The sequence below is a fragment of the Pseudomonas sp. C2B4 genome (assembly GCF_013359695.1).
Lineage (GTDB): Bacteria > Pseudomonadota > Gammaproteobacteria > Pseudomonadales > Pseudomonadaceae > Aquipseudomonas.
On record NZ_JABFMU010000060.1, the window covers coordinates 24100 to 37362 of the forward strand.

Sequence of the window (13263 nt, forward strand, 5' to 3'; positions counted from 1 at the left end):
GCTCGCGATGACGGAGTGTCAGTCGACGTTGATGCTGGCTGACACACCGCTTTCGCGAGCAGGCTCGCTCCCACAAGGGGTTCACTTATCCCGGCTGATCAGCGCTCGATAATGGCCGTCACACCCTGCCCACCCGCCGCACAAATCGAAACCAGTCCCCGCCCTTTCCCCGCCGCATCCAACAATTTCGCCAGATTGGCAACGATACGCCCCCCCGTGGCCGCGAACGGATGCCCCGCCGCCAGCGAACTGCCTTTGACGTTGAGCCGACTGCGATCAATCGAGCCCAGCGGCGCATCGAGGCCGAGGCGGCTTTTGCAGTACTCGGGATCCTCCCAGGCCTTCAACGTGCACAGTACTTGCGCGGCGAAGGCTTCGTGGATTTCGTAGTAGTCGAAATCTTGCAGGGTCAAACCGTTGCGCGCCAGTAATCGCGGCACGGCATACACCGGCGCCATCAACAGGCCTTCGGCGCCGTTGACGAAATCCACCGCCGCTGCTTCTCCGTCACGCAGGTAGGCGAGGATCGGCAAGCCGCGTTCTTTCGCCCACTCTTCACTGCCCAGCAGCACCAGCGACGCACCATCAGTCAGCGGCGTGGAATTGCCGGGGGTCAGCGTCCCCTTGGCGCTTTTCTCATAGGCGGGCTTGAGGGCGGCGAGCTTTTCCAGTGTCGAATCCGGGCGCAGGTTGTTGTCGCGGGTCAGGCCCAGGTACGGCGTCATCAAATCGTTGTGCCAACCCTCGGCATAGGACGCGGCCAGTTTCTGATGACTTTCCAGGGCCAGTTGATCCTGTGCTTCACGGGAAATGTTCCAGGTCTGCGCCATCAATTCGCAATGCTGCCCCATGGACAAACCGGTGCGCGGCTCGCCGTTGCGCGGGAACTCGGGGATCAGATGCCGGGGACGCAATTGCAGGAAGGTTTTCAGTTTGTCGCCGGTGCTCTTAGCGCGGTTGGCTTGCAGCAGAATTTTACGCAGGCCCTCGCCGACGCTGATCGGCGCATCGGACGTGGTATCGACGCCACCGGCAATGCCGCAGTCGATCTGCCCCAGGGCAATCTTGTTCGCCACCAGCAACGCCGCCTCCAATCCGGTGCCGCAGGCCTGCTGGATGTCATAGGCCGGCGTCGAGGGCGACAGCCGCGAACCGAGTACGCACTCGCGGGTCAGGTTCATGTCCCGCGAGTGCTTGAGCACGGCCCCCGCGACCACCTCGCCGATGCGCAGGCCGTGCAGGTTGTAGCGCTCGATCAGACCTTCGAGCGCAGCGGTGAGCATGTCCTGATTACTGGCGGTGGCGAACGGCCCGTTGGAACGGGCGAAGGGTATCCGGTTACCGCCGATGATCGCGACGCGGCGCAGTTGAGTCATGAAAAGCTCCTGATGAATACCTGGAAGTTGAGCCAATCCCTGTGGGAGCGAGCCTGCCCGCGAAGGCAATCTGTCAGTGACATCAATGTTGAATGTACTGCCGTCTTCGCGAGCAGGCTCGCTCCCACAGGGTTTGAGTTCTCCTGAAAATCCTGCAACCAACTAATCTGCTTTGATCAAGCGTAGGCCTTATCTCGTGGATCGAACGACTGATCGCCATTCATGGTCCACACTTTGAACCCCAGCTGCTGGAGCGCGTTCCATGTCTGACCGCTATATCGACTTCGCCAACTCTTCCATCGGCCATCGTCTGGTCGGTGCCATTGGCCTGCCTTCGCCGGTACGCCTGGAACGCTGGCAGGCTGGCCGGTTGCGTCCGGTCGAGGGGGCGTTGCTGATCGGTGGCGGACCGTTGGCGGAGAAGGTCAACGCATTGGCCAACCGCCTGACCGACGCGATCTACAGCTACGGCACCGACCCTTCGATGGCGACCGCGTGGATTCCCGGCCACGGCCCGAAACTCAAGGCCGTGGTGTTCGATGCCAGCGACCTGCTGCAGACCGATCAACTTAAAGCGCTGCGCGAGTTCTTCCAGCCGCTGATGAAAAACCTCGAGCACTGCGCGCACCTGGTGATTCTCGGGCGTGACCCGCAGACCTTGAACGACCCGTTCGCCGCCAGCGCCCAACGCGCCCTGGAAGGCTTCAGTCGCTCGCTGGCCAAGGAATTGCGCAGCGGCGGCACCTTGCAACTGATCTATGTCGGCGAGGGTGCCGAAGATCAACTCGAAGGCCCGCTGCGATTTTTCCTCTCGCCCAAAAGCGCTTTCGTCTCCGGGCAAGTCATTCGCCTGAACCCCTGCGAGACCCAGGTGACGGACTGGACCCGTCCGCTGGCCGGGCGCAAGGCGCTGGTCACCGGCGCGGCACGGGGCATCGGCGCTTCCATCGCCGAAACCCTGGCCCGCGACGGTGCCGACGTCATTCTGCTCGATGTCCCTCCCGCGAAAAACGATCTCGACGCCCTGGCTGCGCGCCTCGGCGGGCGCAGTATCACGCTGGACATTTGCGCCGAAGACGCCGCTGCGCAATTGGTCGAACACTTGCCCGATGGCATCGACATCGTGGTGCACAACGCCGGGATCACCCGGGATAAAACCCTGGCCAACATGACGCCGGATTTCTGGGACGCGGTGCTCGCCGTCAACCTCAATGCCCCGCAAGTGCTGACCCAGGCCCTGCTCGACAACGGCACGCTGCGCGACAACGGGCGGGTGATTCTGCTGGCCTCGATCAGCGGCATCGCCGGCAATCGCGGGCAAACCAACTACGCGGCGAGCAAGGCCGGACTGATCGGCCTGGCGCAAGCCTGGGCGCCGTTGTTGCAGGAACGGGGCATCAGCATCAACGCGGTGGCCCCCGGTTTTATCGAAACCCAGATGACCGCGCGCGTTCCCTTCGGCTTGCGCGAGGCCGGACGCCGCATGAGTTCGCTGGGCCAGGGCGGCCTGCCGCAGGACGTGGCCGAAGCGGTGGCCTGGCTCGCGCAACCGGGCACCGGCGCGTTCACCGGGCAGGCGTTGCGCGTCTGCGGGCAAAGTGTCCTGGGGGCCTAGGCATGACGACTGATTGGCACATGCTCAACCGTGAACCCTCACTGCCGCCGCTGTATGCGAAAGCTGCGATGCGACGCAAAATCACAGGCACCGCCCTGCCCGATTCGGGATTGCGCTGCTGGGTCGATGTCGATCCGCAGCGGCTGGCGGCCTATCGCAAGGTCTGCGGTTTCGACGACAACGGCCTGCTGCCACCGACCTATCCCCACATCCTCGCCTTCGCCCTGCAGATGCAGCTGCTCACCGCCGAAGCATTTCCGTTTCCGTTGCTGGGGCTGATTCACCTGAGCAATCGCATTCGTGTACTGCGGCCCATGGGCGGGCTCAATCGGGCGCGGGTCGGCGTGAACGTGCAGAACCTGCAACCCCATGCCAAGGGCGCGACGTTCGATCTGGTGACAACCCTGGATGATCAACTGGGGACGTTGTGGGAGGCCGAAAGCCAGATGCTCTGTCGCGGCGCCAAGCTGGAGGGCGAACCCGTCGAAGAAGTGCTGGCTTCGATGCTGACACTGACACAGGTCGCGCAATGGAAAGCGCCTTCGGACATTGGGCGGCAGTACGCCAAAGTCTCCGGCGACTACAACCCGATTCACCTGAGCAAGGCCAGCGCCCGGCTGTTCGGATTCCCTTCGGCCATCGCCCACGGGTTATGGAACAAGGCCCGCACGCTGGCTGCGCTGGCCGAGCATTTGCCGGCGGCGAACATCGACATCGCGGTGCAATTCAAGAAACCGGTGCGCCTGCCCAGTACAGTGGCGTTACTGGCCAGCGCGGCGGGGTCCAGTGGCGAGCTGCAATTGATCGGGGATGGGGATCTGGAGCACATGGTGGGGCAGTGGCGGCCCATGACCTGATCGTTCGACAGGGGCGTTTTGGGTGTCTGTCAGATTGCTTTCGCGAGCAGGCTCGCTCCCACAGGGTTATGCGCTGTCCTTGTGGGAGCGAGCCGCTCGCGAAGGAAGACTGTCGCCACGGGCTGTATCAACCCTTGACCAGAAAAACCTGCGGCTGCGGAAACAGATTGTTCAGCGTCTCCAGCAACCGCACGTGATAGATCGGCTTGCGAAACAGATCCAGCACCTGCAGGCGCAACATGTCGCTGACATCGTCCATGTCCGCGTGCCCGGACATCACGATCACCGGCAGATGCTGGCGCGACGTGTGCTCGCGCAGACGCTTGATCAGCGACATGCCGCTCTCCTCGGGCATGCGCAAATCGGTGATGACCAACGCGATATCCGGATGCTGCGTCAGGTGCTGCAGCGCCTGCTTGACCGAGGTCGCCGTGAAGCAGTTGAAGCCCTCCCCCTCCAGTAGTTCCGCCAGTTCAAGCAATGCGTCCTCTTCGTCATCGACCAGAAGCAGCTGCTGGCGCGGAGATGATGGAGCGATCATGGGCACCACCTGAAATGAACGGGTCACAAACATTGAAGTCGCACCGGGAAGTCAGCCAGCCAACACTCAAGGTGTCGGAACCAGATTGGTCTTGATGATCTCAAAAATCCCTTTCACCGCTCCGGAGATGGGGGACATGAACGTTGCCAGAATCACCGCCGCCATTCCCGCGACAATCGCGTACTCGATACCCGAAGCACCCTCGGTGTCCTTGGCCAGACTTTTATAAAAAGCGACTTCGGATTTGACCTTATGAACCAGCTTGGAAAAAGACATGACCTATCTCCTGAAGCACCCGGGTGTTGCATCGGCGCAACATGATTCCCCTATGCCAGCACCAGCATTGTCGGCATTCCCCCGGCCAACAACTGTAAATACGCATTAACACGAAAGTATTAACCGTTTCGTTGACGTCAAAAATTTGCGCTTTAGTGCGCTGCCCCGCCTTTCCCTTAGTTAATTTTTGTCAGCTAATGGCATTTTGCTCTACCTGCGCTACGGTCAAATAGCGAAATAGTTTCAGTGTTCATAGCTGCCTGATTGCGAAGATTTCTCGTTGGATGAACGAGTGCGTTGTAGCAGCAGGAAAGGGAGAGCCGTCATGAACAGTCGTGTCACTTTGGGTCTGGCTGGACTGCTGCTGGTCGGGGCCCTTATCGCCGGTTACTGGGGTCTGACGCTCAGCCATCAACCCGCCGCCGAGCCCATTGTTCAACCCACCGTCACTGCACCCGCTGTCCCGGCGCCTGCACCGGTGGAGGATCCTTCGCGCCAGCCGGTGGTGGTGCTGGTCCACGACGTGGCGCCGTTCACGCCGATCACCGCCGATGACGTCGCCCTGGAAAAGCTGCGTACCGCACCGGCCGGTAGCCTGTCCCGACTCGATCAGGCGATTGGTCGCACGCCCTGGCGTGCCCTTGCCGCCGGCACCTGGCTCAATGACGAAAGCTTCGAGGCCGGCAGCAGCCTGGCGCGGATGATCCGCCCCGACGAGCGCGCCCTCGCGGTCGCCGTGGATGAAGTGATCAATGCCGGCGGCCAACTGACGCCGGGGGACTATGTCGATGTGCTGCTGTTTCTGCGCATGGACACCAACAACCTTCAGCCATCGGCGCAGCTTGTCGTTCCAGCGTTGAGGGTGCTCGGGGTGGGTGAACAAATGGGCTTGACCAATGATGGTCAGCCCTCGAGCCCGACCCGCAGCAACGAAGACAAACTCAGACAGGAGCAAATGCGCGCCAGCGCCCGGACCGTGCTGCTCGCCGTCCCCGAACAACTGTTGAGCCGATTGATGCTCGCGGCGCAGGCCGGCGTGTTGCGCCTGGCCGTGCGCAGCGCGGATGAAAAACGCCTGGCCCGTTACTGGGCCGGCGAAAACGAATCCCCGGCCAACATCGCCAATGCTGACCGTGAACTGCTCCAGTTCAACCAACTGGCCATGACACCGCCCCCCAAAACCGTGATCGCCATGGGTGCATCGGCACCGGTGCGCAAAGCGGGCGTGCAAGTCATACGCGGCAATGAAGTCACTCAACAGAATCCCTGAATCGAGCAAGGACGCCTTTTAATGCGCAGACGTTTTACGCCGTTGTTCAACGGCTTGATCTGGGCCACCTTGCTGAGCTGCATGCCGATGACGGCAGCCCTGGCGGCAACCGGCAATTGTGCCGCGCTGGGCCCGATGCCGGCCGTGCTGGAAGTCGGCGAAGGCCAGCAACAGGAAGTGCAATCGCCCGTGGCAATTACCCGGATAGCGGTTGGTGACCCGAAAACCGCCGACGTGCGGGTCAACGGCGACCGGGCATTTCTGATCACCGGCATGGCCCCCGGCGCCACCAGCCTGATGATCTGGACCGCCTGCGCCACGGCACCGCGCCAAAGCATGGTATTCGTTCAGGGACGCGCCACCGCCGCCATGACCAGCGCCGCCAGGCTGCCATCCGATGACCCGATGCTGCCGTCGCAAGTACAGACCGACATCCGCTTCGTCGAAGTCAGCCGGACCAAGCTCAAGGAAGCCAGCACCTCGATTTTCGGCAAGAGCTCTAACTTCCTGTTCGGCTCCCCCGGCACGGTGCCCAACACTGCCGTGACACCCCGCGTGTTCCCGTTGCGCAACCTCGATCCGCGCATTGCCGTGCCCAGCATTCCGTTGGCCAACGACATGTACAACATCGTCGCCGGTGGCGGCAATTTCCTGGCCATCATTAATGCCATGGAGGGCAGCGGCTTCGCCTATACCCTGGCGCGCCCAAGCCTGGTGGCCCTCAGCGGACAGAGCGCGAGCTTCCTGGCCGGCGGTGAAATCCCGATTCCGGTACCCAGCGCCAACAGCAACAGCTACTCCATCGAATACAAGGAATTCGGGATCCGCCTGACCCTGACACCGACGGTGATCAGCAATGACCACATCGCCCTCAAGGTGGCGCCGGAAGTCAGCGAACTGGACTTCAACAATGGCGTCACCATCGGTGGCACCACCGTGCCGGCGCTGACCATTCGCCGCACCGACACCAGCATCTCCCTGGCCGATGGCGAGAGTTTCGTGATCAGCGGGTTGATCAGCACACAAAACACCTCGCAGGTCAGCAAGTTTCCCGGGCTGGGCGATATCCCGATCCTTGGCGCGTTTTTCCGCAGCTCCTCGATCAACCGCGAAGAGCGGGAGCTGCTGATGATCGTCACGCCGCACCTGGTCCAGCCACTGGCCGCCAATGCACAGTTGCCGTCGTTGCCCGGCGAAAAACTGCGCAACTACGACCCGAACTGGTATCGCCTGTACTTCCTCGAGAACGGCGACTTCGACAAACGCAGCGGGTTATCGCAATGAGCCAGAACCTGAGCCAGACCTTCCTGGCAATCACGCGCAACAGCACCGATCTTGAGTGGCTGCAAGGCGCCCTCGCCCCGTTGGGCCAGGTGGTCAGCGCCGGTGGCGGCAGCCTCGACGAACTGCTGGCGCTGGTGGACGTGACCTTCGCCAGCCTGGTGTTCGTGGGCCTCGATCGTGATCACGTGGTGGCCCAGAGTGCGCTGATCGAAGGTGCGCTGGAAGCCAAACCGATGCTGGCCATCGTCGCGTTGGGCGACGGCATGGACAACCAGCTTGTGCTCAATGCGATGCGCGCCGGTGCCCGGGATTTCGTCGCCTACGGCTCGCGCTCCAGCGAAGTGGCCGGCCTGGTACGACGCTTGAGCAAACGTCTGCCACCGGTGGCGCCGAACACCCAGCACGGCGGCCTGACGGTACTGTACGGGGTGCAGAGCAATGCCGATGGCGCGCTGCTGGCCAACCACATGGCGCAGGTGGTGCAGAAGAGCGGCCAGCAAACCCTGTTGCTCGACCTGGGTCTGCCACGGGGCGACAGCCTGGCCTTGCTCGGCCTGGAGAGTTCGTTCAATTTCGGCGACGCACTGCGCCACGTGCGCCGTCTCGACGCAACGCTGATCGACAGTGCGTTCACCCGCTGCGAAGTCGGCCTGCGCATCCTCGCCTATGCCAACAACGATGAATCGCTGGAACAGACCAGCGCCGCCGAGTTGTACATGCTGCTCAGCGTCCTTCGCCAACACTTCCAGCACATCGTGGTGAACCTCACCGGCCAGCCGGACAGCGAAGCCTTGCGCACCTTCGTCAGCCATTGCGACAAACTGCTGTGGTACACCGATCAGAACGTCCTCGACTGCCGACGCAATCTGGCGGTACTCAACCTGTGGCGCGAAAAAGGCATGAAGCTCGATCACGCCAAGCTGCTGGTGGACCGTTACCTGCGCAGCGTCGCTCCGGACTCCGACACCCTGGGCAAAAGCTTCGGCATGGAAATCATCGCCACCCTTACCTACAGCCCGGAAGTGCGGCTCAACGCCAAGAATCAGGGCGTGACCCTGTTTGAACTGGCGCCGCGCGAAGGCCTCACCCAAAGCCTGCGGGCCCTGGGCGAACGCCTGGCCAAGCGCTCCGAAGGCCTGGCCAAACCCAAATCGGGCTGGTTCAACCGTTTGAGGGGCGCGCAATGAACGGTGAAAAACTCTTCGGCGCTTCCCAGCGCGCAGCGATCGGCAACACCGACCATGAAGGCCTGAAGCTGGTGCTGCACCGCTACATCATCGACGCCATCGAAGAGTCCGGCAAAAACCTGCTGGAAGGTTCGCGCCAGGTGCTGTCCCAGTTCGTCATCGATAAGGTGGCCGAGTACATCGCTCGCTTGCACCTGGCGATTTCCCGCTATGAGATGGAGCGCCTGGCCGAGGAAATCGTCGACGAACTGACCGGCTTCGGTCCATTGGAAGTGCTGCTGCGCGACGCGGCCGTGACTGAAATTCTGGTCAACGGCCCGCACCGGGTCTTTGTCGAACGCGAGGGTGTCCTGCATCAAAGCGACTTGCGCTTCATAGACGCCCACCACGTCGAACGTGTCATGCAACGCATCCTCGCCCCCTTGGGTCGGCGCCTCGACGAGTCTTCGCCGATGGTCGATGCGCGCCTGCCGGACGGCAGCCGGGTCAACGCGATCATTCCGCCGATTGCCCTCGACGGTCCGTGCCTGTCGATCCGAAAGTTTCGCCAGGACATGCTCAAGAGCAGCGACCTGATCGCCATGCAGACCATCGACCAGGCCATCTTCGAGTTCATCCAGGAAGCCGTGGGCAAACGCTGCAACATCCTGATCAGCGGCGGCACCGGCACCGGCAAGACCACGCTGTTGAATATCCTCAGCCAGTTGATCAACCCCCATGAGCGACTGGTCACCATCGAGGACGTTGCCGAACTGCAACTGGGCCACCCTCATGTCGTGCGCCTGGAAACCCGGCCGCCGAATGCCGAAGGCCATGGCGAAGTGAAGGCCAGCGACCTGATTCGCAACGCCCTGCGGATGCGCCCGGACCGGATCATTCTCGGCGAAATCCGCGGCGTCGAAGTGGTCGACGTGCTCACGGCCATGAACACCGGCCACGATGGCTCCATGAGCACCGTGCACGCCAACAATGCCCAGGATGCCTTGCTGCGCCTGGAAACCCTGGTCGGCCTGACAGGTCGCACCATCGCCGAACGCACCCTGCGGCAGATGATCTGCGCAGCACTGGACGTCGTGATCCAGCTGACGCGCATGCCCGATGGCCGTCGCTGCGTCAGTGAAGTGGTCGAGGTGGTTGGCGTGCGTGACGACGTGTACGTCACCAACACCCTGTTCCGGCTCGACCGCCGCACGGGCATTGGATTCATGCGCGAGGCGGTCAATCCCGCCGGCGACAAACTGCGCCGCGATTCGGCGCTCTCCCCGTCGGCGTATTGAGGCCACCGCATGCTCAAACCGCTGCTGCTGATTCTCGTCTGCCTGACCTTGCTGGGGCTGTCGGCGCGGTTGTTCTACAAGGGGCTGCGCCAGAGCGGCATCGAGCGGATTCTGGGTCGTCTGAACCAGGGGCAACCGCAACGGGTGGTGCAGAAAGCGTCATGGACAGGACTTGAGCGCGCATTCCTGCGTGCAGGTCTGGGCCGGCCCTCCGAACGGCTAGGCGTATGGCTGGCACTCTGGGGCCTGGCGGTATTGCTGGGGTTGGCCACGGGCGGCTGGATGGGCGCCTTGCTGTTGCTGCTGGTGCCGCCACTGCTGGTGCGCCTGTATGTCAGCTGGCGTTATCAGCGCCGACTGACGCGCATGATTGAACAACTGCCGCCTCTGCTCGATCACGCCGTGCGCAGCCTGAAGTCCGGGCGGACGCTGGCCGATGCCGTATTGGGCGCGATCGATGCGGTCGAGGACCCGTTAAAAAATGCCATGGGCCGGATTCAACGCAACGTGCAGCTGGGCGTCAGCCTCGCGGATGCTGTCTCGGACTTCGCCGAACTGTATGAAAAAGATGAACTGCGCTTGTTCGCACTCGGTTTGAAGGTCAACCATCGCTACGGCGGCAATGCCAGTGAAGTGCTGGAAAACCTGATCAAGATGATCCGCGAACGCGAGCAAGCCGCTCGTCAATTGAAGGCCATGACGGGGGAAACCCGGGTGACGGCAGTGGTCCTGGCACTGTTGCCGGTGACACTCGCCGGTTATTTCCTGATGACCAATCCGACCTACCTGCTCGCCATGTGGGACACCAGCTCCGGGCAGACAATGCTGGCGACCGCGTTCGGGTTGCAGACGGTGGGATGCCTGGCGCTGTGGCGCATGTTGCGCAGCCTATGAAGACGCCATTGCTGATCAGTGCCCTGCTGCTCCTCGGCGCCGCACTCCTGCTCCTCGCCAGCCTGCTGGAACAGCGTCGGCGGGCCCGCCAGATCGCCCAGCGCCTGGATGGAAAAACTGCTGGCGACAACCGTTTCAGCCAGTGGCTGCATGCATTGGGCGCCAGCCGGGTCGGACAGAAAGCGGTCAACCTCGACAATGAAACCCAGACCCTGCTCAACCGCCTGGGCTGGCGCAGCGCACGGCAACGCACGTTGTTCGCCGCGTTTCAGGTGGGCGTGCCGGTGCTGGCGCTGGCCTTGAGCCTGCTGATCCAGGGGCTGTTTTTTCCGGTGGTGGAAAGCCACTGGATCGCCCCGGCCTTTGCCACCGGCATCGGGTACCTCTTGCCCAAACGCCTGCTGGCGGCCGCCGCGCTACACCGACAAAAACAATTGGCCCTTGAAACCTCAACCTTCATCGCCCTCCTGCGCATCCTGTTCGAATCGGGCATGGCCGTAGAACAATCGCTGAGGGTGTTGAGCATTGAAGGCAAACAACTGTTGCCTAATTTGACCCATGAACTGCGCCTGGTGCTGGCTCGGGTCGATTCCGGCCTGGAACTGGGCGAAGAACTGAACAAGACCACCCGATTGCTGGGCGTAGACGAATTCACCGACACCTGCGTGATCCTCCAGCAGCTGATCCATCAGGGTGGCGGTGCCATGAAATCCCTGCTGTCGCTCAAGCAATTGCTCGATGACCGGCGCCTGACGCGCCTGCAGGAATACATCTCCAAGATGTCCGCCAAAATGTCCGTCGTGATGATGCTGTTTCTCTTCCCGGCGTTGTTGATCGTACTGGCCGGCCCGGGTTTCACCGCCCTGGCCCGGGCCTTTGCTTCCTAGAGGGAACCTGATGAAAGCATTGATTGCCGGTTTGAGTCTGCTGTTGCTGGGCGGTTGCGCGAGCAACGGACAGGCGCCCTGGGAAACCCTCACCAGCACCGCCAGTTGCGGCAAGTTGAACTCAGACCAACAGCTGGCCATGAATCTTGCCGATGACATGGCCAAGGACGGCAAACTGCACGCCAGCCTGGCCAACCTGCAAAACCTGCCGGACAACCTGGCCGATGTGCGCCTGCGCAAGGCCAAGGTCTATCGGCTGCTGGGCCGCAGCGAAGCCGAACCGCTGTACCGCAGCCTGCTGGGCAGTTGCCTGGCCGCCGAAGCCGAACATGGTCTGGGTCAACTCGCCGCCGCCAAGGGTGATAACGGCCTGGCACAGGCTCACCTGCAACGGGCCGCGCGCCTGTCGCCCACCGATGAAAAAATCCGCAACGACCTGGGGGTGGTGTACCTGAACCAATTGCGCGTCGAAGACGCGAAATTCGAGTTCCTCACCGCCATAGAACTCAGGCAAGGCGATCAATTGGCCGCGGTGAACCTGGTCACCCTGCTGATCTACCAGGATGACTGGAGCCGCGCCGCCGAACTGGTCAGCCGCCTCGGCCTGAGCCCGGCACAAGTCACCGAAGCCCAGGCCCGCGCCGAGAAACTCAAGGCCCCTGCCAGGACAGGCCCAGCGGTCGCCGCCCAAGTCGCCGCCGTCACTCCGCCAACGCTTCAATAGGGAGAGCACAGGATGAAACCCACTACCCTTTACTGCCTAGGCCTGCTGGCCCTGCCGCTGACCAGCCACGCCATCGACGCCGGCCCGGCCTCACCGCAACAACAGGAAACCGAAGGCTGGCTGCAACTGCAATCACGCAACACCGTCGCCTCCCCAAAACCGCAGACCGCCACCGCCACTGAGCGTGAATTGGCGATGCAGCGGTGGTTGAAGAGTTATCAGCATGAGATTCCGCAGTTCTTTGATCAGGATACGGGAGGGATGGTGGACAGTGGGTCGGGGGGATAGGCCTGGTTTTTTTTTGCGCCTGCCAGGCCGCCTTCGCGAGCAGGCTCGCTCCCACCGTTGAAACGCATTCCCCTGTGGGAGCGAGCCTGCTCGCGAAGAACGATAACGCGGTCTGTCTGTCCGCATGCAGTTACGGAGGATCGAGATTATCCAGCGCCCGATTCACCGCCAGCTCACCCAGCATGATCACCTGCGCAATCCCCAGCAGAGTGCTGCGCTGCGACCCTTCCAGAAACGTCGCGAAATCACTGGCCATGACGCTTGCTGAAGCCAGCGACTCACAGGCATGAGCCAACAGGGTTTCGGTATCGATATCGGGGGCGATGACAAACATCGTGCTGGGTTTGCGCACGACGGGTTCTTTATTTGTATTGAGGTAATGATCGAGGGCGCGGTCGGCGGCTTCGTGGAGTTTTTTTGAGTTGGGGGATTCGTAGGGGGAAATGGGGTCGGTTTCTGGGGGATTTGGGGTGGGTTTGATCATGGTGAAGCTCCATTCGTAAGTAGGAGTTCGCCATCACTGCGACCAAGCAGAAGGGTGGCGAACTATACGCAGGTTGGTCGACCAGGGAATGGAAACCCGGCAGGGCGTAAGCCCTCCCACGCACAGCTCGCCATTAAGCAAGCATAAAAAAACCGCTCACGCGGTGCCGTGCGCCATTCTAAACCCGGGCGACCAAACCCGATCACTGATTTTTTCAGTGACAGACAAAGGCTAGAGATGGCGCTTCCTGTAGTGGTCTAATGAAACCGGACACCCATTTAGGCGAGAATGCTCGCCAGATAG

General features: G+C 62.0%; 14 protein-coding genes. 10 read left to right on the top strand and 4 right to left on the bottom strand.

Annotated elements, in window-relative coordinates; all coding sequences use genetic code 11:
* Window positions 1-98: 98 nt before the first annotated feature.
* The gene (locus tag HNQ83_RS26155; protein ID WP_175391681.1) at window positions 99-1376 is read right to left on the bottom strand and encodes an acetyl-CoA C-acetyltransferase; all 1278 of its coding nucleotides are present in this window, start codon (window positions 1374-1376) and stop codon (window positions 99-101) included.
* A gap of 262 nt (window positions 1377-1638) precedes the next feature.
* Here HNQ83_RS26155 and HNQ83_RS26160 point away from each other — a divergent pair, with 262 nt between their 5' ends.
* Both HNQ83_RS26160 and HNQ83_RS26165 read left to right on the top strand, forming a co-directional pair.
* Window positions 1639-2991, top strand: a complete 1353-nt coding sequence (locus tag HNQ83_RS26160) for a 3-oxoacyl-ACP reductase (RefSeq protein WP_175391682.1) — start codon at window positions 1639-1641, stop codon at window positions 2989-2991.
* Window positions 2992-2993: 2 nt separating this feature from the next.
* Window positions 2994-3848, top strand: a complete 855-nt coding sequence (locus HNQ83_RS26165) for a MaoC/PaaZ C-terminal domain-containing protein (RefSeq protein WP_175391684.1) — start codon at window positions 2994-2996, stop codon at window positions 3846-3848.
* 127 nt (window positions 3849-3975) lie between these two features.
* Here HNQ83_RS26165 and HNQ83_RS26170 read toward each other — a convergent pair whose 3' ends face one another.
* Both HNQ83_RS26170 and HNQ83_RS26175 read right to left on the bottom strand, forming a co-directional pair.
* Entirely contained in the window at window positions 3976-4389 is a 414-nt protein-coding gene (locus tag HNQ83_RS26170; protein ID WP_175391686.1) for a response regulator, read from the bottom strand.
* Between the two features lie 66 nt (window positions 4390-4455).
* Window positions 4456-4665 carry a Flp family type IVb pilin gene (locus tag HNQ83_RS26175; protein ID WP_175391688.1) on the bottom strand — a complete coding sequence of 70 codons (210 nt, stop codon included), beginning with the start codon at window positions 4663-4665 and terminating at the stop codon, window positions 4456-4458.
* A gap of 325 nt (window positions 4666-4990) precedes the next feature.
* On the opposite strand from HNQ83_RS26175, the gene cpaB reads away from it, so the two are divergent.
* Genes cpaB through HNQ83_RS26215 form a run of 8 tightly spaced genes read left to right on the top strand, consistent with a single transcriptional unit; the run spans window position 4991 to window position 12476 of the window.
* Window positions 4991-5935 carry a Flp pilus assembly protein CpaB gene (gene cpaB / locus HNQ83_RS26180; RefSeq protein WP_175391690.1) on the top strand — a complete coding sequence of 315 codons (945 nt, stop codon included), beginning with the start codon at window positions 4991-4993 and terminating at the stop codon, window positions 5933-5935.
* Between the two features lie 21 nt (window positions 5936-5956).
* Window positions 5957-7219 (top strand): type II and III secretion system protein family protein, encoded by a 1263-nt coding sequence (locus HNQ83_RS26185; protein ID WP_175391692.1) that lies wholly within the window; start codon window positions 5957-5959, stop codon window positions 7217-7219.
* Window positions 7216-8406 (top strand): pilus assembly protein, encoded by a 1191-nt coding sequence (locus HNQ83_RS26190; protein ID WP_175391694.1) that lies wholly within the window; start codon window positions 7216-7218, stop codon window positions 8404-8406. The genes HNQ83_RS26185 and HNQ83_RS26190 overlap by 4 nt, the downstream gene beginning before the upstream one ends.
* Window positions 8403-9683 carry a CpaF family protein gene (locus HNQ83_RS26195; protein ID WP_175391695.1) on the top strand — a complete coding sequence of 427 codons (1281 nt, stop codon included), beginning with the start codon at window positions 8403-8405 and terminating at the stop codon, window positions 9681-9683. Before HNQ83_RS26190 ends, HNQ83_RS26195 begins: the two co-directional genes overlap by 4 nt.
* 9 nt (window positions 9684-9692) lie before the next feature.
* Window positions 9693-10577, top strand: a complete 885-nt coding sequence (locus tag HNQ83_RS26200; protein ID WP_175391697.1) for a type II secretion system F family protein — start codon at window positions 9693-9695, stop codon at window positions 10575-10577.
* Complete coding sequence (locus tag HNQ83_RS26205) at window positions 10574-11464, top strand: type II secretion system F family protein (RefSeq protein WP_175391699.1); 891 nt, start codon at window positions 10574-10576, stop codon at window positions 11462-11464. The genes HNQ83_RS26200 and HNQ83_RS26205 overlap by 4 nt, the downstream gene beginning before the upstream one ends.
* A gap of 10 nt (window positions 11465-11474) precedes the next feature.
* A complete protein-coding gene (locus HNQ83_RS26210) occupies window positions 11475-12188 on the top strand; it encodes a hypothetical protein (protein WP_175391701.1) in 714 nt (237 codons plus the stop codon).
* A gap of 12 nt (window positions 12189-12200) precedes the next feature.
* Window positions 12201-12476, top strand: coding sequence for a DUF3613 domain-containing protein (locus HNQ83_RS26215; protein WP_175391703.1), 276 nt, complete (start codon window positions 12201-12203; stop codon window positions 12474-12476).
* Between the two features lie 130 nt (window positions 12477-12606).
* Here HNQ83_RS26215 and HNQ83_RS26220 read toward each other — a convergent pair whose 3' ends face one another.
* On the bottom strand, window positions 12607-12960 hold the full coding sequence (locus HNQ83_RS26220; protein ID WP_175391704.1) for a DUF6124 family protein: 354 nt from the start codon (window positions 12958-12960) through the stop codon (window positions 12607-12609).
* Window positions 12961-13263 lie beyond the last annotated feature (303 nt).